Source organism: Chryseobacterium defluvii (assembly GCF_003634775.1).
GTDB classification, from domain to species: domain Bacteria; phylum Bacteroidota; class Bacteroidia; order Flavobacteriales; family Weeksellaceae; genus Chryseobacterium; species Chryseobacterium defluvii.
The window spans coordinates 334,751-358,728 of sequence record NZ_RBXB01000003.1 but is presented as its reverse complement, the minus strand read 5'-3'; the positions used below and the strand labels follow the sequence as shown (position 1 = coordinate 358,728).

Here is a 23,978-nt window from a genome sequence, read left to right as displayed (position 1 = left end):
GGTTAAATAAACTATCTTTGCAAACTGAAATGAAAAAACTCGTCATCATTCCAACTTATAACGAAAAGGAAAATATTGAAAATATTATTTCCGCGGTTTTTGCATTGGAAGATGACTTTCATATTTTGGTAGTGGATGACTCATCTCCCGATGGGACCGCTGAAATTGTAAAAGAATTACAGAAAAGTTTTCCACACCATCTGCATTTGTCTATAAGGCACACGAAAGATGGTTTAGGGAAAGCTTATATTCATGGATTTAAATGGGCTATTCAGAACAATTATGATTACATTTTTGAAATGGATGCCGATTTTTCCCATAATCCAAATGATTTGCCTAAACTATATAAAGCTTGCTTACAGGCGGATATGGCGATCGGTTCCCGTTATTCTAAAGGAGTAAATGTGGTGAACTGGCCTATGGGAAGAGTTTTACTTTCCTATTTTGCCTCTAAATATGTAAGATTTATTTTAGGGCTTCCCATTCATGATACAACAGCTGGTTTTGTCTGCTTTTCAAGAAAAGTGTTGGAAGAAATAGGATTGGATAACGTAAAACTGAAGGGATACGGATTCCAGATCGAAATGAAATTCAGAGCCTTTAAAAAAGGCTTTAAAATTGTGGAAGAACCTATTATCTTTACCAACAGGGTTTTAGGAGAGAGTAAAATGAATGGCGGGATCATACATGAAGCGGTTTTTGGGGTTCTCAACCTGAAATGGAAATCTTTAATCAACAGATTATGAGAAAAATAATCAGTATTTTCATTCTATTGAGCATGTTTTCATGTGTAGATTATGTCGATAAGCCGAAAAGTCTTGTGGATGAAGATACTATGGCTGAAATCCTGGCTGATTTGGCAGTTAATGATCAGGCGAGTTACATGTTTCAAGGGAAAAATATGGAAAGCGGAACCAGATTCGTTCTTAAATCCCATAATGTAAAGCCTGACGACTTTGTAGAAAGTTACAAATATTATGTAGTAAAGAATAAGCTGAAGGAAATTACCGAGGAAGCTCAGAAAATATTATTAGAAAAAGATCCGAAAGCGGAAAAATATGTTGATGAAAAAATGAAGAAGAATCAGAATGTTCCTTCTTTTGCAAGATAAATATGATGCAGGACATGTTCCATTCGGCAAAATATCAACCGTCAATGGCGGTAGCTAAAATGTATTTGAATGAAATTTTTTAATATAGAAAAAACCTCTGAAGGAAAGGCAAGAGCCGGAGAAATTACCACTGATCACGGTACAATCCAAACGCCTATATTTATGCCGGTAGGAACTGTTGCCAGTGTGAAAACAGTCCATCAGAGAGAACTAAAAGAAGACATAAAAGCCCAGATCATTCTGGGTAACACCTATCACCTGTATTTGCGTCCGACTATGGATATTATGCAGGAAGCAGGAGGTTTACATAAATTTATGAATTGGGATCTTCCTATTCTTACCGATTCAGGTGGATTTCAGGTGTTTTCACTGGCGAGCAGCAGAAAAATGACCGAAGAAGGTGTGAAATTCAAATCTCATATCGACGGAAGCTACCATTTTATCTCTCCGGAAAAGTCTATGGAAATTCAAAGACAAATCGGAGCAGATATCTTTATGGCCTTTGATGAATGTACCCCTTATCCATGCGAATATAATCAGGCCAAATCATCCATGGAGCTTACGCACCGCTGGTTGAAGAGATGCATTGAATGGACTGAAGAGAATAAAGAATTATACGGACACAAACAAAGATTGTTCCCTATTGTTCAGGGATCCACATATTCGGATCTGAGAAAAATCTCTGCTGAGGTCATTTCTGAAGCAGGAGCAGAAGGAAATGCAATCGGAGGGCTTTCTGTAGGAGAGCCGGAAGAAGAAATGTACAGAATTACCGATGAGGTAACGGATATCCTGCCAAAAGAAAAGCCAAGATATTTAATGGGAGTAGGAACCCCTTGGAATATTTTAGAATCTATTGGCTTGGGAATTGATATGATGGATTGTGTAATGCCTACAAGAAACGCAAGAAATGCCATGCTTTTCACATGGAAAGGCGTAATGAACCTGAAAAATGAAAAATGGAAACGTGACTTTTCGCCTTTGGATGAATTCGGGACCAGCTTTGTAGATCAGGAATATTCGAAAGCTTATTTGCGTCATTTATTCGTTTCCAAAGAATATCTGGCCAAACAAATCGCTTCGATACACAACCTTGCATTTTATTTAGATCTGGTTAAGGTAGCCAGAGAGCATATCATCGCAGGAGATTTTTATGAATGGAAAAAATCGGTGGTTCCGGTTTTAAGACAAAGACTTTAAAATAAAAACGATGTTCACCATTATAGACCGATATATCATTAAAAAATATCTTGGAACTTTCAGTTTCATGTTGATATTGTTGTCTATCGTTGTATTGGTGATCGATATTCAGCAGAAAATTCCAAGAATAGAAAATGCGAAACTACTGGATCCTAAGTTGGATTTAGCGTATTTCCTGATGCATTTCTACCCCTTCTGGATTATTAATCTTGTCATGACCTTTTTGTCGATTCTGGTTTTTATTTCCGTGATCTATTTCACCTCTAGAATGGCAAATAATACCGAAATTGTAGCAGTGATCAGTAGTGGCGCAAGTTTTCACAGATTTGCAAAACCTTATTTGTTTACCTCGCTTTTCATCGCTTCCCTGTCATTGGTTGTCAATCACTTCGTATTGCCCTGGGCCAATATCAAAAAAAATGAATTGGAGGCATACACTTATAATGCAGCGAATAAAGAAAAAGTACTAGGAACGGCGCCTGTTTCTGCACAGCTTAGTAAAACAGAATATATCTTTGTGAATTCATGGAATAAGAGAGAAAGAAGAGGTTCAGGTTTTATTTTCCAAAAATTCGATAAAAACAGGAAACTGATGTATGAGCTCAAAGCCAATGATGTATACTGGGATAAAGATAAAAAACAGTTTGTTTTAAACAGTTATTTTGAAAAGACAACCAATAAAGATGATTCTCAAAAACTTAATAATGGTTTTGAATTAAGAAAAAGCTATGGGCATGCCCCGGAAGAACTTTTCCCGAATGAACTTTTAGGGCAGAACAAAACAACACCGGAGCTGATCAAGTTTATCAAAAGAGAAAAAGAAAAAGGAAACAGTAACCTGAATGCCCACCTGAACGAGCTTTATCAAAGAACATCCATGCCGGTTTCCATTGTAATTCTAACCTTTTTAGCACTTTCACTTTCTTCCCAGAAAAGAAGAGGAGGCTTGGGAATTAACTTGGCGGTCGGAATTTCTCTGGCATTTATTTTCGTCTTTTCATTTGAAGCCTTGAAAGTGGTTTCCGAAAATAAAAGCATGAGCCCTGCTTTAGCGATGTGGTTTCCGAACATGATATTCTTACCTTTAGCTTTATTCCTGTATCTGAAAAGAGCCAATCAGTAAAGCAGCTTTATTTCTTTGTGATAAAAAGATTGCATCCCGCCTTTTTCCAACTCAATCCAGATTTCACCTTTTTCATCCGCAAAACGGATAATGCCATTTTGTCTTCCTTGCTCATTCTCGAATACCGAAATTTCATCTTTTCGAAATAAGTTTGAATTAAAATTATCCATGATTTCCTGTTCAGAGGGAATATTTTTCAGTTTTTCCACCAGAAAAGTATGGAAATCAGAAACAAAATCCTTAAGATGAAAACGTTTACCAGTCTGTGTTAACAATGATCCGGCATTGGAAATTTCGAATTTTTCCTGAAGAATATTGATTCCGGATCCTATGATGAAATAATTTTGACCGTTTATCTTTTTCTTTTCAATTAAAATCCCGGCTATTTTCTTATTTTTAAGAATGATATCATTTGGCCACTTTATTTTTACTGGGTTTTCAGTCAAATTGGCAAGGAAATCCATGATGACTGTTGCGGTATAATAATTGAATAAGCTATCAGTAATAGTAATGTTTAAAGTGTTTACAGCTAACGTGTAAGCCAGATTGTGTTCCGGAGCAGATGCCCAGCTATTTCCATATTGCCCTCTTCCTTTGGTTTGATTGAAAGTGTACACACACACAAAGTCTGAACCTTCGTAAAGTAAAAACCTGGAAATTTCGTCATTAGTAGAAGAACATTCTTTTAGGTAAAACAGTTCGCTCATTTAAGAAAACTTTAAGACATTAAAGCCCTAAAAGTAAGGCTAAAGTAAAGAAAAAACAATAAATTTGCAGATTATAGTATATTTTTAATGAATAAAACAGCAGAAAAGCAAGCACTATTAGATAAAATCGTTGACGCTATCCAGGATGTAAAAGGTGAAGATATTATGATCTTCGATCTTTCCAAAATAGAAAACTCTGTAGCAGAGACGTTTGTGATATGTAGCGGAAATTCTAACACGCAGGTAGCCGCCATTGCAGGAAGTGTAGAAAAAAAAGTAAGAAACGAACTTAAGGAAAGACCATGGCATGTAGAGGGTACCGAAAATGCGATGTGGGTTTTGGTAGATTACGTTTCAGTGGTAGTTCATATATTTCAGAAACAGGTACGAGAGTACTATGATATAGAAGAACTATGGGGTGATGCGGCAATCACCAAAATTGAAAATGAATTTTAAATTTTAAAAAGTATAAATGAACAATAAAGGATTTAACTGGTTTTTTCCGATTGCGATCATAGCACTTTTGTTATTTTTTGGTTCCAACTTTTTAGGAGGCGATAATGCAAAATCTATAGATGAAGATGAGTTCTTCAGAATCATGCAGTCAGGGAAAATTCAGAATGTATTGATATATAAGGAGACCGAAAAGGCCGATGTATTTCTTACACAGGCTGCCAAAACGGAAATGGTGAAGAAAAGCACCGAAACGAATCCGTTTTCAGTCTTCGAAGCTCCGAAAGCAGATTATACTGTAAAATATGGAGATCTTCAGCTTTTCCTTCAGAAATTCGACAAAGTAAAAGCCGACAACGTTAATATAAAAACCACTAAAGATTATGGCGCAGGAAAAAATCCATTCACGGATATTTTAGTTTCTGCATTGATCTGGATCGCCATCTTAGGATTGTTCTATTTCCTTCTGTTCAGAAGAATGGGCGGTGGTGGAGGTCCCGGTGGACAAATTTTCTCTATCGGAAAATCTAAAGCGAAGCTTTTCGACGAAAAAGAAAGAATTCAGGTAACGTTCAAAGATGTGGCAGGATTGGAAGGTGCAAAAGAAGAAGTTCAGGAAGTGGTAGATTTCCTTAAAAACTCTGAAAAATATACCAAGCTGGGCGGTAAAATTCCTAAGGGTGTCCTTTTGGTAGGGCCTCCGGGAACCGGTAAAACATTATTGGCAAAAGCCGTTGCAGGTGAAGCTAAAGTACCTTTCTTCTCACTTTCAGGATCAGATTTTGTTGAAATGTTTGTGGGAGTAGGAGCTTCAAGGGTAAGAGACCTGTTTGCCCAGGCTAAAGCCAAATCTCCGGCCATTATTTTTATCGATGAAATTGATGCTATCGGACGTGCGAGAGGGAAAAATAATTTCTCAGGCGGAAATGACGAAAGAGAGAATACGCTGAACCAGCTTCTTACGGAAATGGATGGTTTCGGAACAGATACCAATGTTATCGTTATGGCAGCTACCAACAGAGCGGATATTCTTGATAAAGCCCTAATGAGAGCCGGCCGTTTTGACAGATCTATCTATGTAGACCTTCCGGAATTACACGAAAGAAGACAGATTTTTGATGTTCACTTAAAGAAAATTAAATTATCGGATAATGTAGACCGTGAATTCCTTGCAAAGCAAACGCCTGGTTTCAGTGGAGCGGATATTGCAAATGTTTGTAACGAAGCAGCGCTTATTGCGGCGAGAAATAATCATGAGTCGGTAAACAAGCAGGACTTCCTCGATGCTGTAGACAGAATTATCGGTGGCCTTGAGAAGAAAAATAAAGCCATTAAACCTTCTGAAAAGAAAAGAGTGGCTTATCATGAAGCAGGACATGCTACCATTTCATGGTTGGTGGAACATGCGTCTCCATTGTTGAAAGTGACGATTGTGCCGAGAGGACGTTCTTTAGGGGCGGCTTGGTACCTTCCTGAAGAGAGACAGCTTACCACAACTGAACAAATGTTGGACGAAATGTGCGCGACGTTAGGAGGTAGAGCAGCAGAGCAGGTGATATTCAATAATATTTCTACAGGAGCGCTTTCCGATCTGGAAAGTGTAACCAAAAGAGCTCAGGCCATGGTGACGATCTATGGGCTAAGTCCGAATATCGGTAACATTTCTTATTATGATAGCTCTGGTCAATCGGAATATTCTTTCGGGAAGCCTTATTCTGAAGAAACAGCTACTAAAATTGATGCCGAGATCAAGAGATTAATTGAAGATCAATATGACAGAGCCGTACAGATCCTTACGGAGAATAAGGATAAGCTGGATGCACTTGCCAGTAAGCTTTTGGAAAAAGAAGTGATTTTCCGTGAAGATTTAGAAGAAGTATTCGGGAAAAGAGCATGGGATCCGGAGTTAACAGAAAAGCCGGTAACCAATACCATTCCCGTAATAAAAGAGAAAGATGAGGTAGAAGAAAGCGAAATCCAGGCTCCTGAAAGCCCGACTCAGCTTTAAAAGTACCTGAAATTAATCAAAATATAAACCTGGTAATTCAAAATTACCAGGTTTTTTCATATTTAAGGACACTTTTTTAGAATCTATATAATTAATTTTTTACTTTTGTATAAAGTTGACTAAAAATAATTTAAGTTGAGTTTATTTAAGAAAATTGTAAGCAAACTTACCAACCAGCCTGAGGAAGAGGATAAACAGAGCCTGGAAAAGCTTGGAGATTCGCTGAAAAATGCGGATCTTGACTACAAGTTTGCGCAATTATTTACGCATTCCGGTGGTTTTTTCAATTACTGCGCAGATGAGGCGGAAGCTCTTCAAACTTTAAATCAGATTATCAAGATAGAAGGGATCAGCAATGTTTTCTGCTGGGATAAGGAGCTTCAAAGCTTTTTGAACGTTGTAAAAACACCATACACTTCAGAACTTGTGCATTCCAATGATGCAGCGTTTATCACCTGCGAATATCTCATTGCGTATGATGGCAGAATAATGCTTTCGCATAATAATATTCTCCATTATCACTCATCAAGGCTTCCTGATAGGATTATCATTATGGCCAATGTTTCCCAGATCGTTAATAATTTAAATGATGCCATGGGAAAAATCAAAAGGAACGGGAACATCAAAAATTTAACTTCCATCAGCGGAAGCCAGTCTAAACTAGACAGTTCTTCCAGTTCCAGCACAAAACTGTTTTTATTGCTGCTTGAAGATTAAGCATCAACTTATAAAATTTAAATTTTGGATAAAAATCTCATACAAAGAACCATTTCCGGAATTGTATATGTTGCAATTATCATCCTTTGTACCTCTCCACTTGGAGCTCAATTCATCAACTCTATTTCTCCTGAGCCTATTCAGCAACAATATCTGTATTATCTTTTAATTACCTTTTTAATGGTAATCGGCTCATGGGAGTGTATCAAAATCATGAAGTTTGGAAAAGGATATGAAAAATGGGTGGTTTTTCCTGTTATTGTGATCATCTTCTATATGTTCTCCAAAAGATATTTTTACCATGATTTCTACTTTGATTTCAGATTAAATGAAATATTGGCACTTGCTTTAATTGCAATAGCTGTTGTTACTTTATTCAAATACCCGAATGAATTATATTATGACAGCGGGAAACTTATTTTTACGGTTATTTACGTAGCACTGCCTTTCAGCTTTGCATTAGGTTTACCCAAATATTCTACCTATAACCATACGTTTTCTTTAGAGGTATTATTTTTATTCATTCTCATTTGGAGCAGTGATACTTTTGCCTATTTGGCGGGAAAGTTTTTCGGGAAACATAAAATGGCTCCTAAAATATCCCCTAAAAAAACCTGGGAAGGATATGCCGGCGGGGTTATCCTTACATTGGTTTTGTCATACTTCGTAGAGCAGTATCAGCCGGAGCTTCGAGGAAACTGGATGGTTGTCGGATTTTTAGTGGCAACTTTTGCTCCTTTGGGAGATTTGGTAGAAAGCCAGTTGAAAAGAACTTTCGGAGTGAAAGACAGTGGAAACATTATTCCGGGACATGGAGGAATTTTAGATAGGCTGGACAGTTTTTTAATCTGTGCACCTGTCGTATATTTGTACTTTATTTTAGAAAAATTTATTTAAACTCATGAAACTACATAAAGAATCAAAAGGAACCATTATTGTAGCAACTCTGCTTTTTATTATTATTGGAGTTTTAGCTATTTATTTTCTTAAAATCTGGTCGTTACTGGTTATTATGCCTTTATTGGTGATTTATAGCCTTGTATTTTGGTTTTTCCGGGTGCCGGATCGTAAAATTCTGGATCACAGGGAAAATGTAGTGGCTCCTGTAGATGGAAAGGTTGTTATGATCAAAGAAGTGGAAGAAACTGAGTTTTTAAAAGGAAAAGCCATTCAGGTTTCTATTTTTATGTCCCCTTTGAATGTACATATTTGCCGGTATCCTGTGTCTGGGAAAGTGATTTATAAAAAATACCATCCGGGAAAATATCTGGTGGCATGGCACGAGAAATCATCTACAGAAAATGAGAGAACAACAGTTGCTGTTGAAAGTTTAACGAATCATAAAGTAGTTTTCAGACAAATTGCGGGTTATGTGGCAAGAAGGATTGTTTTTTACTGTAATGAAGGAGATCAGGCAAAAGCAGGACATGAATTCGGTTTCATCAAATTCGGTTCTAGAATGGATGTTTTCTTACCATTAGATACGGAAATCATTTGTAAGATCGGCGACATTACCAAAGGCGGATTGGATGTTATTGCAAGGTTGAAGGAATAAGTTTGAAAAAAACAATACAAGAATAACAGAGAAAATCATTTTGGTTTTCTCTTTTTTATTTTATATAAGTTTTCACCTCATGAATAATATTGAAAATCAGTTCTAAAGGCAAATCCTCTTCCATGTCGATCAGAAGGATTTTAAACTTCTTTCTGCCTTCCTGTAAAAGTTGCGGATGAACTAATTTATCACCATGATAGAAACTGATATAATGCTTTTGATATTTTTTACTGTAGTATAAATAACAAAGCATCTTCTTTTTATATTTAAAGAATGGCAATCCGAAGCTCAACGTCTCAGTAATGTATTCAACGTCAGATTCCAGTATTTTTTTTCTTAAAAACAAAAGAGTACTTCTTGCAGGTTCTTCAATTCTGTAGAAATACTCTTGTATAGGGTTCATTTAAATAGTTTTAAATGATATGAATTTAATCGAAGTTCTGAAGCTCAACAAGTTTGTAATACATGCCCTTTTTAGCAATAAGCTCGTGATGGGTCCCTTGTTCCACAATATCTCCTTTTTCCATCACGACAATCCAGTCTGCTTTCTGAATGGTTGAAAGCCTGTGGGCAATCACAAGAGAGGTCCGGTTTTCCATCATTTTTTCCAGGGCATCCTGTACAAACCTTTCAGATTCCGTGTCCAAAGCAGAAGTGGCTTCATCCAGAATCATAATAGGCGGGTTTTTCAATACTGCCCTTGCAATGGATACCCTTTGTTTTTGACCTCCGGAAAGCTTGTTCCCATCATCTCCGATGTTGGTATCATATCCTTCGGGAAGCTGGGAAATAAAGGAATCTGCATTGGCGATTTTAGCGGCTGCAATAATCTCTTCTTTAGTAGCATCCGGTTTGCCCATCAAAATGTTGTTATATACCGAATCGTTGAATAGAACTGATTCCTGAGTAACCATTCCCAACAACTGGCGGTATTCCTTTAATTTTAAATGCTTGATATTAATACCGTCAATCAAAATATCCCCTTCGGAAACATCATAAAACCTTGCCAGAAGATTGGCAATCGTGGTTTTTCCGCTGCCGCTTTGCCCAACCAAAGCAATTGTCTTGCCTTTTGGAATCGTAAGGGAAAAGTTTTTAAGGATAATATTGTCCTTGTCATAATAGAACCCAATATTGCTAAATTCAATGCTGTTTTTAAGCGTTGAAATGGAAACAGGTTCTGCAATTTCTTCAACCTTTAAATCATAATCAAGCACTTCGGAAACCCTGTCTAAACTTGCCATACCTCCCTGAATAGAAGAGATGGAATTGGAAAGTTTCTTTGCGGGGTCCAGTATCTGGAAAAACAATCCGATGAAAGCTAAAAATGTAACAGGATCATTATTGGTTCCGTTAATAATATTTAAACCGGCAAACCATGTAATTAAAAGGATGGTTACAGATCCTAAAAATTCGCTCATCGGAGATGCCATTTCTCTTCTTCTGCTCATCCCTATGGCAAACTTTTGCCATTGAGTGGTGGTTGTATTGAATCTGTTTTTTAGAATTCTGTCTGCATTGAATATTTTTATGACTTTGGATGATTTCAATGTTTCGTCTACCAGTGAAAACATATTCCCCAATTCCTGCTGGGCTGAGGTAGCCTGTTTTTTTAAGCTTTTTCCAACCCATGAAATAATAAGCCCCATGATCGGAAAAATAATCAGGGAAAACAGAGTCAGGTTCGCATCAAGCATAAATAAAGTAATCAATGTTCCAATGATCATGAAAGGCGCATTCACCAAATCGACAAGAACTCCCATAATACCTCCCTCTACGGCACCAATATCATTGGAGATCCTGGACATCATATCCCCTTTTCTCTGTTCGGTAAAGAATGATACCGGCAACTGCAAAAATTTATCATACATAGCTGTTCTCAAATCTCTGGTAATTCCTACCCTGTAATTAACAAGTAGAAAAGCACCCAGATATCTGAAAAGGTTCCTCAATAAAAATGCGAAAGCCGTAATGATACATAAAGTCGCTAAAACCTGAACACTTCCATGTTCGTTAATGTTCATTTGAATTTTATAATAGGCCAGCTCTTTTAAATAATCAAAATATTTGCCCAGATCACCTACATAACCAAAGAAACTGTCAGAATTTCCTTTATAAACCGGTGGATTGGAAATATCCACTGCCTTATCAAGTTTAAATAAAATTCTGAGTATAGGAAGCATGGTAATCACCGAGAAAATACTTAACAATGAATAAAGTATGTTAAAAAATATACTCCCGAAAAGATATTTTTGATGAGGTTTTGCGAAGTAGAGTATTCTTTGTAGTGGTTTCATTCAGTGGAAATAGAAAAACAAAATTACGGAAAATTAAAGGATTAGACGTTTCTAATTGAATTTTACTTTATTATTATACTTTGGAGCAAAATTTTGAGGGGTTAGTTTTTCCAGTGTTTTTCCAAAACTATTGATGATTTGGGTAAGATTATCAAAATCTACGACACTCACATCATCGCTTTCATGATGATAATGGGAGGCTTTGTTCATGTTTACAGTAGATAAAGAATGGGCAATAATCTTTTTCTTTACAAAACTCACATTATCTGATCTGTAAAATAATTGCTGTGCCGCATAAGGGTCCGGATGTATTTTCAAACCATCGGAAGCATTCTGATTGAATAATTCATCCAGGTCAGAATATTCATCACCTGTCATGAACAGTGCATTTTTCCCAAATTGAGATTCTGTGGCTACCATTTCAAAATTGAAAAGCGAATACAGATTATTATAGATCTTATCCAAATTTTTATCCTTGGCTATTGCTTTTGAACCCAACATTCCCTTTTCTTCCCCGTTGAATGCAATGAAAACCATAGAGAAATCGGGTTTCTTATCTTTAAAATAATCTGCAATTCCTACCAGGGTGGTTATACCACTGGCATCATCATCAGCTCCGTTGTATATGTTGTCTCCGCTTTTGTTGCTTGTTCCGATGTGATCAAAATGACCTGAAAATCCCAGATATTTATCACTTTTTCCTTTTTTTACTCCACAAACATTATAAACAGTTTTTCCTTTATAATCAAATGGTACCAAGTAAGAATTTCCGGTACAGTATTCAAGATTGTTTTCTTCAAAGAGACGTGCAATATATTTGGCGGCATTATCATTTTCAGGAGTTCCGATTTCGCGGCCTTTCATATCGTCGGAAGCGAGAGTGGAAATCACTGTTTTGATCCTATCCGGAGAAACATCCTGTGCAAAAGTGAATACGGAAAAAAGGGTTACTGTAAAAAAAGCTAATTTTTTCATTGTAATAGAATTTGTTATATCTGTCGCAGGTTTTATAAAAATGTTGCATAAAGGTATACAAAATAAAAAAACAGCTCCTAAAAAGGAACTGTTCTCACTCAAAAAATCGTTGTAAGGTTATCGAAGTCTGTCTACAGATTTTACGAGCCTCTCATCTCTGCGGATATATATATTTGCAATAAACAAACAAATCACCGCAATCAATGGGAAAACTGGCTCAATACCCTTCTCAGGAAATTGAATTCCTCCGGATAAGTTTAGTAACCAGTACACCAATACACCAATCAACAAAGCGTTTATAATCATGCTGATATTATTCAGCAGAATTTGTCTTTTTCTATTTTTAAAACTGAATATACTAAGCAATCCAATCAAGACAAGTGCTATACAGGCAATATGTATGACAGGAATATTACCAGAAACAGCCACATCCTGTCCTGTTACAAAAAGAAAAACAGCAGCTAAAACTGCCAGAAAAACCCATATAGTCTGTATTCTTTGTAGCATTGAATAGTAAATTCCTTGCAAAAATAACATAAATTTTGCACAATTCAAAAATAAGTGTAGATTTGCATTATACAATGTACTTGAAAACAAAAGTCACCGGACTTACTTTTCTTATTCACAATTAATTACATTTTTACATACATATGTTTAACATTGAAACGTTAAGGTCAAAATCCGTAACGGAACTGGCTAAAATCTTAAAGGATTTGGGCGTTAAAGTTGCAAGGAACAGCAATGAGAATGATAAAATCTTTGCAATTCTTGATTTCCAGGCTTCTAACCCTAAAGTTGCTAAAGATTATTTCAACACTACCGAAACCAAAGGAGTGGAGGAAGACAAACCGACGGAGAAAAAAGCACCTGTTAGAAAAGCTGCTCCAAAGAAAGCGGCGCCCAAACAAAGGACAGAGGCGGAAGTTTCACCACAAATACAACCTAAAACTGAAGATACAGTTATAGAAAAAGAAACAGTTTCTGCGAATGCAAAACCGGAAGAAATAAAACCGGAAAGCTCAGAGGAGGGATCAACAAATTCTTCTTCCTCAAAGAAAAAAAGAAAAAGAGTTACTGCCAATTCAAGCAATACTGAAGTCATTCAGGAAAAAACAGAAGCTCCAAAAAACACAGAACCTAAGGAATCTGCTCCGGCAGAAGAAAAACCGGCCCACTCTCAACCTCAGGCCAGATCTCAAAAAGGACAAAATCATCCGCATAACAGTGGAAATCCCAATAAGAATCCTAATCAGAACCAGAATCAAAGCCAAAACCCTAATCAAAACCAAAACCAAAATCAGAACAGACAGTCCGAAAGGCAGGAAGAAACTGACCACAGGAAAGAGTTCAATTTCGATGGGATGGTTAGTATTGAAGGGGTTCTGGAAATACTACCGGATAATTACGGGTTCTTGCGTTCATCAGATTTCAGCTACATCTCGTCTCCTGATGATGTATATGTTTCTACGGCTCAGATCAGGAATTTCGGTCTGAAAACCGGAGATACGGTAAAAGGAATCGTACGATTACCCAAAGAAGGAGAGAAATATTTTTCATTATTAAAGCCAACAGAAGTTAATGGCCGTGATTTGGCATTTATCAAAGATCGTGTGGCTTTTGAATATTTAACCCCTCTTTTCCCTGAAGAGAAATTTAATCTCGCAGGAAAAGGTTCCACGGTTTCTACCAGAGTTGTGGATCTTTTCGCCCCTATCGGAAAAGGACAAAGAGCAATGATCGTTGCCCAGCCTAAAACCGGTAAAACGATGTTGCTGAAAGATATTGCGAATTCTATTGCAGCCAATCACCCTGAAGTTTATATGATGGTTCTTCTGATTGACGAACGTCCGGAAGAGGTTACCGATATGGAAAGAAGCGTCAACGCGGAAGTGATTGCTTCTACATTTGATGAAGCAGCAGAAAAACATGTGAAAGTAGCCAACCTTGTTTTAGCAAAAGCTCAAAGAATGGTTGAATGCGGACATGATGTGGTTATTTTGCTTGATTCCATTACAAGATTGGCGAGAGCCTACAATACCGTAACACCGGCTTCAGGAAAGGTGCTTTCCGGAGGTGTTGATGCGAATGCTCTTCACAAGCCAAAAAGATTCTTCGGAGCGGCAAGAAAAATTGAAGGTGGAGGTTCATTAACCATTATTGCGACAGCTCTTATTGATACAGGTTCTAAAATGGATGAGGTAATCTTTGAGGAATTCAAAGGAACAGGGAATATGGAGCTTCAATTAGACAGGAAAATTGCCAACAGGAGGATTTATCCGGCCATTGATCTGGTTTCCTCAAGTACCCGCAGAGACGATTTACTTCTTGATGAGGTGACTTCCCAAAGAATGTGGATCTTAAGAAAGTATCTTTCTGAAATGAATCCTGTGGAAGCGATGGAATTTGTAGATAAAAACATCAAAGGGACCCTTAATAATGAGGAATTCCTGATGTCTATGAACAAATAAATAATTTAACTTTGTTAATGAAAGCATGGGATGATTATTCCGTGCTTTTTTTGTTTATTCTTTATCCGTACCCATAATTGTATTTTAAATCCATTCTTAATCAAAATATCAATGTTAAAGATTTATTAAAGTAATCTTCAGTTTTTGATAATAGCTTAAATAATGGCTAAATTTGAATATTAACATTAAAAACTTCAACATTATGTCATTTGAATTACCAAAACTAGGATACGCTTATGATGCATTAGAGCCTACTATTGATGCAAGAACTATGGAAATCCACCATACCAAGCACCACCAGGCTTATATAGATAATTTAAACAAAGCCATTGAAGGCACAGACCTAGCTGGGAAAACTATAGAAGAAATCTGCAAAACAGGAACAGATAAGCCTGCAGTAAGAAATAATGGAGGAGGACATTTCAACCACTCTTTATTCTGGGAAATTTTAACTCCTGGCGGAAGCAAAGAACCGGTAGGAAATGTAAAAGCCGCTATTGAAAATTATGGTGGATTGGAAAAATTCAAAACGGATTTTTCTGAAGCTGCTAAAACAAGATTCGGATCAGGATGGGCTTGGTTGATAAAGAATGAGGACGGATCTGTATCGGTTTCTTCTACGCCAAACCAGGATAATCCATTGATGCCGGTTGCGGATGTGAAAGGAACTCCTGTTTTAGGGCTGGATGTTTGGGAGCATGCTTATTATTTAAATTACCAAAACAGAAGACCGGATTATGTGGCTGCATTTTTTGATGTGGTAAACTGGGATAAAGTTGAGGAATTATTTAACAAATAATTGTAAGCTATATAAAAAAATAAAAGGTTCAGGAAATATTCTGAACCTTTTTTTTGTTGAATTTTATATATTTGTGAAATAAATACTATTACCATGAAAGTATATATTCAAATGTTGAGAATTGTAGCGCTGCTATCCTTATTTCTTTTTCTGTTTTTCAAGTTTTCAAATCTTAACGGAAATTTTGAGTTTATTTTTTCGGTTACCGCAATAAGCTGTTTTGCTTTACTGGTTATGGTTTCGGCCTCTAAAGCGATCATGAAATATATTAAATCTTAGAAATGTTTGGGATTTACAATATAAAAGGTTCAGAATATTTTCTGAACCTTTTTAATTACCTTACGAAAGCATCGCTTCCCGAGAGACCGTTCAGACGAAGCTTATACTTCCAGTTTACATAGACAAAAACCTGATATAGTTTATACTCAAACTTCAATCCATAGTTTTCTTTAGGATTATAGTCAATGGAGGATTCTACAATATTTCGATATCTTCCTGAAAAATAATAAGAATTCCATTCGCTGACGAGTAGTGCATTTTTACTTTTTAAATAAGATTCGGAATATTGATTCATAGGTTTTGCAATGGCGTTCAGAAAATAATCATACTGGGAATCCAATACGGTGATATCCCATTCTCCGTCTTCATTTTTTGACGGCTTGATTTCGGATTTCTCTTGCTCGCTTTTAGGGTTGGTCTGAGGCTGACAGCTAAAAGAGATGAACACAAGGGATAGTATTACGATTAAATTTTTCATATCCTGGATTATTATATATTAAAAAAGCACTCCAAGAAGAGTGCCTTTTTTTATTTTTTTACATATTCTTTCTGAATTACAGAAACCGCAGGAAAGTGGTCGCTATACCCACCTGTAAACCTGTCGCCATCCCAGGAACGGAAAGGATACCCTTTCCATTGTCCTTCTTTATTCACTAAATAGGAAGGCGCATAAATTTCAGCCTTATAAATTGTGTAAGTAGGAGTAAGCTTTTCCGGAGAATATAAATTTTTTGATACGATGATCTGGTCGAATAAGTTAGGAGCATCTCTGTATGCCAACGAAGCAACTCCTGCTTTATATAACTTATACATCAGATTGTAATATGGATATTGATCTGATAATTCACCCGGGTCTCCAACAGCGCTTAAATGTTTCTTCAGGCTCGGACTTACCGGGTCATCATTGTAGTCACCCATAGCGAAAGTTTTGATTCCCGGATTTTCTGCAATTATTTTATCCATTTCTTTCTTTAAAACTGTTGCCGCAGCATTTCTTTTAGCTTGTGAAACAGCCTCGCCTCCTCTTCTTGAAGGCCAGTGATTCATAAATATAGCCACCTTTTCACCATCTAATAATCCTATTGCCACAACAATATCTCTGGTATATTCTCTTTTTCCGTCCTCATCGAAAATCTTAATTTCTTTTTTATATGAATTTAAAACTGAGAATCTGCTTTTTTGATAAATAATAGCCACATCAATACCTCTCGCGTCATAAGAGTTGAAATGAACAATTCCGTAATTGCTTTTTGCTAATGCCGGCTGTTTGATCAGATCTTCGATGACCTGTCTGTTTTCTACTTCTATAAGCCCGCAGATGGCAGGATTGTCATTAGTATATTGTCTTCCCAGCTCTGAAATTACTTTAGCTTCATTAGCTAATTTCTGATTGTAATATTTAGTTCCCCATCTCTTAGGGCTGTTTGCCGTGAAATCATCTGCTAAAACCTGATGACGGATCACCTTTTTACCGGTTAAGAGCTCATCGCTCCATTCACCTTTATATTCTTCAGTAGTCTGAAGGTATTTTAGAGAATCCACAGGTACGCTTCTGTGAAATTTTGGATGAGAAACGGGAAGGGTTCCATCTATATAGTCGGCTGAAGGAATAGTGTCCCAAAGGTTTTCCACATTGAGAAAAGCTACAGCGGCTCTTCTTACCTGTTTTTGCTGAGAAAAAGTAAATCCAAAGCAAAATACTGCAGCAATGATTAAATATTTTTTCATATTCTTAGTATTCAAAATAAAAATGAGGGGGTAAAATTACTAATTTTATATAAGAATTGAGATTAAAATTATTTAACAAATATTTTTTTCACTATTAATGATAAATAGGGGATATTTTTAAAAGAAGTACCACACGTTAAGAAAAATTAATAGAATAAATGACTAAAAATGTTTGTGTTAATGAAAATAGTTCTAAATTTGTTGCCCCTTAATTAAAGAAGGAGTTAAAAATAAGTTTATTATGATTAAAAAACTATCCCTAATCTCTTTGTTTACATTACTGCCTGCATCTTATTATTTTGCGCAAACTACAGTATATGCGTATGTTAAAGATCAGGATGGTAAGCCTTTGGAAAGAGCAGAAGTAGATCTTGCACAATCCAGCAATGATGTAACCGCGGATAAAATTGGATACTTCCAATTTGTGGATTTACAGCCTGGCCATTATCTGATCACAGTTACAAAACCAAGCTTTGAATCTAAGATTTTAGAGTTTGATGTAACGGCGGACGAAAAAAGAAAAGACCTTGGTGTTATCACACTGAACTACAGTGTGGGAAATGATGCCGGAGTGGTTGTAATTGATGATTCTGCGAATGATACTGAAGACGGAGGTTCTGCGATGCAGCCTACGGTAGGACTATTAAGCTCCGGAAGAGATGCCTTTCAAAATGTATCGGCTTTTGAATTAGGTGCTTACTGGTTCAGACCAAGAGGAGTGGACAACAGATTTGAGGATGTGGTTTTCAATGGGGTTCCAATGTCTAAAAATGATGATGGAAGAATTGATTTCAGCAACTGGGGAGGTCTTAATGATGTAACGAGATATCCTTATGAAAATGTAGACAACATTACTCCTTCGGAATATACATTTGGTAATTTAGGAGGTGTGGTTTATTATAATACAAGAGCTTCTTCTTATAGAAAGCAAACTTCTTTAGCCTATTCGTTCACGAACAGAAGCTACCTGCACAGAGCAATGGCGACCTATTCTTCAGGATTGACGAAAAATGGTTGGGCAGTTACTCTTTCTGCAAGCAGAAGATGGGGCGACAGAGCAATTCTTGACGGGGTATATCAGGATGCATATGCTTATTTCGCGTCTATTGAGAAGAAATTCAGTGACAGACACTCGATTAACTTTACCGGTTTCGGATCTCCAACTTACAGGGCATCGAATTCTCCAAATACACAGGAAGTGTATGACATTATGGGTAAAAACTATAACTCTTATTGGGGATGGCAAGACGGTGAGAAAAGAAATTCAAGAATAAGAAATGTATTTGAGCCGATCTTTATGTTGACGGATTATCTTAAAATAGGTAAGAACTCTAACTGGACAAATACGGTTTCTTACCAATTCGGAAGCGATGCAAGAAGCAGATTAGACTGGTTCCATGCAGCAGATCCAAACCCGACTTATTACAGAAAATTACCAAGCTACGGAATTTATACTGCCGATGAATTCAGAGAAAATGCACAGATCGACTGGACTTCTCTATACCAGGCAAACTACCTGAATCTGAATGATATGAACGGGAATCCAAGAGGAGCCGTTTATACCGTAGTGGAAGACGTAAATAAAGATAAAACTTTCAACTTTGCTTCTCATTTTGATACAAGATTGAAAGACAACTGGAAATTGAATATCAACTTCAATTATCAAAATTTAAAATCAGATAACTTCAGAAGAATTAAGGATTTGCTAGGCGCTAATTTCGCTTATAACTTAAATGCATTCGATAGTGATGTAAGATATAATATCGATAATCCGAATGTAGAAGTGAGAGAAGGAGACAGAACTCAATATTCTTATGAATTATCCAGAAATAGCTATGCATTAAACATTTCATCTGAAATAGACTTTACCAAATGGAATGTTATGGCATCTATTTTCTCTTCTTATTCCGAGGCTCAGAGAGACGGAGATTTTAGAAGCTTCAGATTCCAGAACAATTCTAAAGGGAAAAGTGCGATTTATGATGCTCTGGATGCAGGGATCAAAGCAAGAGTTACTTATAAAATCAATGGGAAGAACTTTATCGTGTATAACGGAGCTTTCTTTAGCTTAGCGCCAACTCTTAATGAAATCTATATCAACCCGAGAGTAGTAGATTTCGTAACTCCCGGCGTGAAAAACCAGATGATCAATTCAAACGAATTAAGCTATATTTTAAGAGGACAAATCTTAAAGCTTAGATTATCAGGTTACTATACAACAATCAACAACGCTACTGAAATTGCAAGATACTACGCAGACGTAAACAGCGATACAGGTACTTCATTAAGTACATTGGTAAATGAAGCAATGACGGGTGTAGATAAAAGATATATCGGAGCGGAGCTAGGATTTGATGTAAAAATCACACCTACTTTAAATGCCATAGGGGTAGCAAGTGTGGGAGAGTACAAGTATACCAATAATCCTAATGTAGCTACTTTTGATGACCTTAACGAATTCAGAGGTTCTGATGTTTGGGGACAGGCTAATATTAAAAATTATAAGGTAGCAGGAACTCCTCAGAAAGCATTCTCTTTCGGTCTGAAATACAATTCACCTAAATATTGGTGGGTAGGTGCTTCGGCTAACTATTTAATGGATCAGTACCTGGATTTCTCAGCATTGAATAAGACACCTTATATGTACACCAATCCGGCAACAGGTGATCCATATCCGGAAGCAACTCCTGAACTTATTCAGCAATTAACTGCCCAGAAGAAATTTGATAATCAGTTTATGTTGAATGCGAATGCAGGAAAATCATTCTTAATAGGAAAATACAGAATGGGGATCAGTGTTTCCGTAAATAATATCCTTAATAACAGAGATTATGTTACGGGTGGATTCGAACAAGGGAGAAATGTAAACTTCCCGGATGCACTTGAAGATTCTCAAAGAGCTATACCTTATTTTGGACCAAAATTATGGTATGACAGAGGAACTACATTCTTTACTAATGTTTATTTAAGATTCTAAACTACGATTTATGAAAAAATATAATTCAATCTTCAAATATATTTTCATCGTTTTCGCTTCTCTGATGATAACGGGATGTGTGCATGATGATAAATATGATGAACCGGGCGCTGAGAATTTTCAATGTGTGGATCTTACAGCAACCATGACTCTTGCTCAGATAAAAGCAAAGTTCACCAATAATACAACCTACGTATTTCCTGATGATTCTCAGGATATTATTGAAGGATATGTTTCTTCAACGGATGAAACAGGAAATATCTACAAAACAATTTACATCCAGGATAAACCGGAAAATCCAACACAAGGTTTTACAATCAGTGTGGATATGGTAAGTACGTATACTCAATATCCTCAAGGATCAAAAATATACATCAAGCTGGCTGGTTTAGCGGTAGGAACTTACGGAAGTGTAGTTCAGTTAGGTGTTAAAGATCCAACTTCCACGGCTACCAATGCAGTAGCAAGAATCCCTGAAAAGCTTGTTCCGGCTCGTGTTTTCAGATCTTGTTCTATCAGAGAAAAAATTGTTCCTAAAGTAATGACTTTGGCTCAAATGATAAGTGCTAACGATCAGTATTTAGGATGTCTGATCCAGGTAAATAATGCTGAGTTCGATAGCAGAATATTATGTACAAACTATGCTCCAAGTGGAGTAACTGTGGACAGACAGATCAGAGATGCAAGTACTACTATTGCAAGGATTGTAAGAAACAGTGGATTCGCTTCATTTGCGAACCAGATGATGCCTGCCGGAAACGGTAAATTTGTTGGAATTTACAGCAAATTTAACTCTACCTACCAAATGTACATCAATAAGGTAACTGATCTTGAAATGAACAGTTTCCCTCGTCTGGATGGTATTGCGGCTAATCCTTGCCAGTATAGCGATGCCGGATTAACGCCAAAAACTGTTGCTGAGGTTAAACAATTGTCTACGGCTAATCCGCTTAATTTAATTACAGGAGATTTTGTACTGAAAGCTAAGGTAACAGCCAATGATAAAACAGGAAACCTTTTCAAATATCTGTATGTTGAAGACGCAACAGGTGGGATCAGAGTAAATATAGATAAAACAAATTTGTATAACGATGCAAGATTTGCAGTAGGTAAAGAAGTATATATCAAGCTTAAAAATCTCTATGTAGGGGCTGTAAACGGTGAGCTTCAGTTAGGTTCGCCTTTCAGCGGAGCTGTAGGCAGAATAGCAGAAACAGACATATATAAGTATTTCTTTGATTCTAATAAACCTGCAACAGCAGTAATTCCAACAGAAAAAATGATTACTCAATTTACTGCAGGTGATGTTGGTAAATGGGTTAAAATTAAGGATTTACAGTTCATTGAAGGAGACTTAGAGAAAACTTACGCAGGAACATCTGTAACGAACAGAACTCTTCAGGATTGTGCAGGAAATACGATCCTTTTAAGAACAAGTAACTTTGCAACTTTTGCAGGAAATACTATAGAAGCAGGAAAAGGAGACGTATATGCGATCCTGAGTGTTTTCAACGGAACTTATCAGTTATGGATTACAGATATTCTGGGTGCAGATTTAGATGAACCTAGATGTGACGGAACCGTTTATACCCCATTACCGGTAATTTATAGCGATAACTTTGCAGCCGGAGGATTCCCTACAGGTTCAGACTGGACAACTGTAAGCGTAACGGGGAACCAGGTTTGGGGAACTTCCAACCAAGGAAACGGAACGAATTATTATGCTGTAATGAATGGTTTCGCTTCAGGAAATAATGCTAATGAAGATTGGCTGATTTCAAAAGCAGTAAGCTTAGTTGGTAAAACAAAAGCAGCGGTAAGCTTCACAACAGACGTGAGGTATGCAGGTAATGCATTACAGGTATATGCCACTGAGAACTATACAGGAAACCCTGCCACTACTGCGTGGACTCTGCTTCCTGCAACGCTTGATACCAACACCGGTGCATTCGGAGACTGGGTAAGCTCTGGAAATGTAAACTTAAATGCATTCTTAGGTAAAAACGTAAGAATTGCATTTAAATATACGTCTACAACTTCTGCTGCGGCAACGTGGGAAGTTGATGATTTTAAGATTAAAGCACAATAATAGACTTTTTAATAATAAGAATGCGGGCTGATTTCAGCCCGCATTTTTTGTTGTGAATTATAAGACTCTGAACTATTTTTTGATGAAATTGAGTCTCTTTGTATATGAGTATGGAGACAATTTATTTCAAGGAAATCAGCTATTTCCTAATCAAAATACAATAAAAAACCACCGCTGATGCAGTGGTTTAATAATTCAAATTAAATTCATTAAAAAGAAACTTCATTGACTTCTTTTCCACGTTGGAAGTTCATTACTTTCTGACTTCCTTTATAGGCAATACTAACCAGGTTAATCTGCTTAGGAAAAGCACTCAAAAGTATCGTATTTTTGATCTTTAGGGTATTGATGTCGGAAACGCCTCCGGCTTCAAAATACACCCATACAGTTTCTCCGCTTACCTGACTTCCGGTGAAAGTTATCGTTTTAGGAGAACCATTGACGTATACATCAAAATTATTATTTACATATTTTTTTACTTCCGCTTCAAATCCTGCTGTATTAGGATTTATTTTAATAGCGTCTGAAATATGACTTGTATTCATTTTTGTGGTAAACTTCAACGTCTTACTTCCTTCAATATAATCCACTTTTGTCATTGAGGAGAAAAAGTCTGCATTCATGAAACTCATTAACACAAAAAGTGTTAAAATCCCTGATATATATAAAAGTTTTTTCATCTTAATTAATAGATTTACAATCATGCTTGTTGTTTATAAGGTCACAAATAATATGCCAATTAAAAGTTTACGTTCACGGAATACTTATCATAAAACGCTTTAATATGAGCTACGGCTTCATCAGAGGTGTCTACCACTCTGTAAAGATCCAGATCTTTTTCTGAAATCATTCCATCTTTTAATAAAGTTGCCTTGAACCAATCCAATAGACCGCTCCAAAATTCCGAACCTACCAAAACAATAGGGAATCTTCCGATTTTATTCGTCTGAATTAAAGTTAACGCTTCCGTAAATTCATCTAACGTTCCAAATCCGCCGGGCATTACAATAAACCCTTGCGAATATTTTACGAACATTACCTTTCGAACAAAAAAGTAATCAAAATTCATGGAGTATACTTTATTGATGTAGGGGTTGAAATGTTGTTCAAATGGCAGGTCAATATTCAATCCGATAGATTTTCCCGTTGCATTGAATGCTCCTTTATTTCCGGCTTCCATAATGCCGGGACCGCCTCCTGTAATAATTCCGAAACCAAGTTTCGTTATTTTTTCGGCAATCTCCACAGCCATCTGGTAATATTTGCTTTCAGGTTGTAGACGCGCCGAACCGAAAATAGAGACACAGGGCCCTATTTTGGCTAGTTTTTCATATCCATCCACAAACTCAGCCATCACCTTGAAAACCATCCAGCTGTCTTTAGTAATGGTTTCGTCCCAGGTTTTTTGCCTGAAGCTGTTGTGTAATTTTGTTTCGTTAATATCAAGTTCCGGATTTACTAAACTTTCATCTCTGGTTCCATCAACTTCCAT

22 protein-coding genes are annotated in these 23,978 nt (G+C 36.7%); 13 read left to right on the top strand and 9 right to left on the bottom strand.

The genetic code is table 11. From position 1 onward, the window contains the following. Positions 1-29 precede the first annotated feature (29 nt). The 4 genes from BCF58_RS13565 (at position 30) to BCF58_RS13550 (ending at position 3,434) form a co-directional block, all read left to right on the top strand. Complete coding sequence (locus BCF58_RS13565) at positions 30-746, top strand: polyprenol monophosphomannose synthase (RefSeq protein WP_121462351.1); 717 nt, start codon at positions 30-32, stop codon at positions 744-746. After that, on the top strand, positions 743-1,111 hold the full coding sequence (locus BCF58_RS13560; RefSeq protein ID WP_121462902.1) for a DUF4296 domain-containing protein: 369 nt from the start codon (positions 743-745) through the stop codon (positions 1,109-1,111). The genes BCF58_RS13565 and BCF58_RS13560 overlap by 4 nt, the downstream gene beginning before the upstream one ends. Before the next feature lie 69 nt (positions 1,112-1,180). Beyond that, entirely contained in the window at positions 1,181-2,311 is a 1,131-nt protein-coding gene (tgt, locus tag BCF58_RS13555) for a tRNA guanosine(34) transglycosylase Tgt (RefSeq protein WP_121462350.1), read from the top strand. Between the two features lie 10 nt (positions 2,312-2,321). Further along, on the top strand, positions 2,322-3,434 hold the full coding sequence (locus BCF58_RS13550) for an LptF/LptG family permease (protein WP_121462349.1): 1,113 nt from the start codon (positions 2,322-2,324) through the stop codon (positions 3,432-3,434). On the opposite strand, the gene BCF58_RS13545 is transcribed toward BCF58_RS13550, so the two are convergent. Further along, complete coding sequence (locus BCF58_RS13545; RefSeq protein ID WP_121462348.1) at positions 3,428-4,141, bottom strand: biotin--[acetyl-CoA-carboxylase] ligase; 714 nt, start codon at positions 4,139-4,141, stop codon at positions 3,428-3,430. The two genes, BCF58_RS13550 and BCF58_RS13545, sit on opposite strands and share 7 nt — an antisense overlap. A gap of 87 nt (positions 4,142-4,228) precedes the next feature. On the opposite strand from BCF58_RS13545, the gene rsfS reads away from it, so the two are divergent. From rsfS to BCF58_RS13520, 5 genes are all read left to right on the top strand, one after another. After that, positions 4,229-4,597, top strand: a complete 369-nt coding sequence (gene rsfS / locus BCF58_RS13540; protein WP_121462347.1) for a ribosome silencing factor — start codon at positions 4,229-4,231, stop codon at positions 4,595-4,597. Between the two features lie 16 nt (positions 4,598-4,613). Then, the gene (gene ftsH, locus BCF58_RS13535; protein ID WP_121462346.1) at positions 4,614-6,602 is read left to right on the top strand and encodes an ATP-dependent zinc metalloprotease FtsH; all 1,989 of its coding nucleotides are present in this window, start codon (positions 4,614-4,616) and stop codon (positions 6,600-6,602) included. 135 nt (positions 6,603-6,737) lie between these two features. Further along, the gene (locus BCF58_RS13530) at positions 6,738-7,319 is read left to right on the top strand and encodes an LUD domain-containing protein (protein ID WP_121462345.1); all 582 of its coding nucleotides are present in this window, start codon (positions 6,738-6,740) and stop codon (positions 7,317-7,319) included. Between the two features lie 24 nt (positions 7,320-7,343). After that, on the top strand, positions 7,344-8,216 hold the full coding sequence (locus BCF58_RS13525; RefSeq protein WP_121462344.1) for a phosphatidate cytidylyltransferase: 873 nt from the start codon (positions 7,344-7,346) through the stop codon (positions 8,214-8,216). 4 nt (positions 8,217-8,220) lie between these two features. Then, complete coding sequence (locus BCF58_RS13520; protein ID WP_121462343.1) at positions 8,221-8,874, top strand: phosphatidylserine decarboxylase family protein; 654 nt, start codon at positions 8,221-8,223, stop codon at positions 8,872-8,874. Between the two features lie 55 nt (positions 8,875-8,929). On the opposite strand, the gene BCF58_RS13515 is transcribed toward BCF58_RS13520, so the two are convergent. The 4 genes from BCF58_RS13515 to BCF58_RS13500 all read right to left on the bottom strand — a co-directional run bounded on the left by BCF58_RS13515 (position 8,930) and on the right by BCF58_RS13500 (position 12,653). Continuing rightward, positions 8,930-9,277, bottom strand: a complete 348-nt coding sequence (locus tag BCF58_RS13515; protein WP_121462342.1) for a DUF1801 domain-containing protein — start codon at positions 9,275-9,277, stop codon at positions 8,930-8,932. A gap of 25 nt (positions 9,278-9,302) precedes the next feature. Then, on the bottom strand, positions 9,303-11,171 hold the full coding sequence (locus BCF58_RS13510; RefSeq protein WP_121462341.1) for an ABC transporter ATP-binding protein: 1,869 nt from the start codon (positions 11,169-11,171) through the stop codon (positions 9,303-9,305). A 51-nt stretch (positions 11,172-11,222) separates the two neighbouring features. After that, positions 11,223-12,146 carry a M28 family metallopeptidase gene (locus tag BCF58_RS13505; RefSeq protein ID WP_121462340.1) on the bottom strand — a complete coding sequence of 308 codons (924 nt, stop codon included), beginning with the start codon at positions 12,144-12,146 and terminating at the stop codon, positions 11,223-11,225. Between the two features lie 117 nt (positions 12,147-12,263). Next, positions 12,264-12,653 (bottom strand): DUF4293 domain-containing protein, encoded by a 390-nt coding sequence (locus BCF58_RS13500; RefSeq protein WP_121462339.1) that lies wholly within the window; start codon positions 12,651-12,653, stop codon positions 12,264-12,266. A gap of 143 nt (positions 12,654-12,796) precedes the next feature. Between BCF58_RS13500 and rho the strand changes: the two genes are divergently transcribed. Both rho and BCF58_RS13490 read left to right on the top strand, forming a co-directional pair. Next, positions 12,797-14,614: a transcription termination factor Rho gene (gene rho / locus BCF58_RS13495; protein WP_121462338.1), complete on the top strand. Its 1,818-nt coding sequence runs from the start codon at positions 12,797-12,799 to the stop codon at positions 14,612-14,614. A gap of 202 nt (positions 14,615-14,816) precedes the next feature. After that, complete coding sequence (locus BCF58_RS13490; protein ID WP_121462337.1) at positions 14,817-15,413, top strand: superoxide dismutase; 597 nt, start codon at positions 14,817-14,819, stop codon at positions 15,411-15,413. 334 nt (positions 15,414-15,747) lie between these two features. Here the strand turns inward: BCF58_RS13490 and BCF58_RS13485 are convergent, their stop codons facing one another. Both BCF58_RS13485 and BCF58_RS13480 read right to left on the bottom strand, forming a co-directional pair. Next, positions 15,748-16,170, bottom strand: a complete 423-nt coding sequence (locus BCF58_RS13485) for a DUF6146 family protein (RefSeq protein WP_121462336.1) — start codon at positions 16,168-16,170, stop codon at positions 15,748-15,750. Positions 16,171-16,220: 50 nt separating this feature from the next. Then, entirely contained in the window at positions 16,221-17,420 is a 1,200-nt protein-coding gene (locus tag BCF58_RS13480; RefSeq protein ID WP_121462335.1) for an endonuclease/exonuclease/phosphatase family protein, read from the bottom strand. Between the two features lie 241 nt (positions 17,421-17,661). On the opposite strand from BCF58_RS13480, the gene BCF58_RS13475 reads away from it, so the two are divergent. Both BCF58_RS13475 and BCF58_RS13470 read left to right on the top strand, forming a co-directional pair. Then, a complete protein-coding gene (locus tag BCF58_RS13475) occupies positions 17,662-20,397 on the top strand; it encodes a TonB-dependent receptor (protein ID WP_121462334.1) in 2,736 nt (911 codons plus the stop codon). A 10-nt stretch (positions 20,398-20,407) separates the two neighbouring features. Continuing rightward, positions 20,408-22,486: a DUF5689 domain-containing protein gene (locus tag BCF58_RS13470; RefSeq protein ID WP_121462333.1), complete on the top strand. Its 2,079-nt coding sequence runs from the start codon at positions 20,408-20,410 to the stop codon at positions 22,484-22,486. 209 nt (positions 22,487-22,695) lie between these two features. On the opposite strand, the gene BCF58_RS13465 is transcribed toward BCF58_RS13470, so the two are convergent. Together BCF58_RS13465 and BCF58_RS13460 are read right to left on the bottom strand one after the other, a co-directional pair. Continuing rightward, complete coding sequence (locus BCF58_RS13465; protein ID WP_185144845.1) at positions 22,696-23,166, bottom strand: DUF6702 family protein; 471 nt, start codon at positions 23,164-23,166, stop codon at positions 22,696-22,698. A gap of 59 nt (positions 23,167-23,225) precedes the next feature. Then, positions 23,226-23,978, bottom strand: a complete 753-nt coding sequence (locus BCF58_RS13460) for an LOG family protein (RefSeq protein ID WP_185144844.1) — start codon at positions 23,976-23,978, stop codon at positions 23,226-23,228.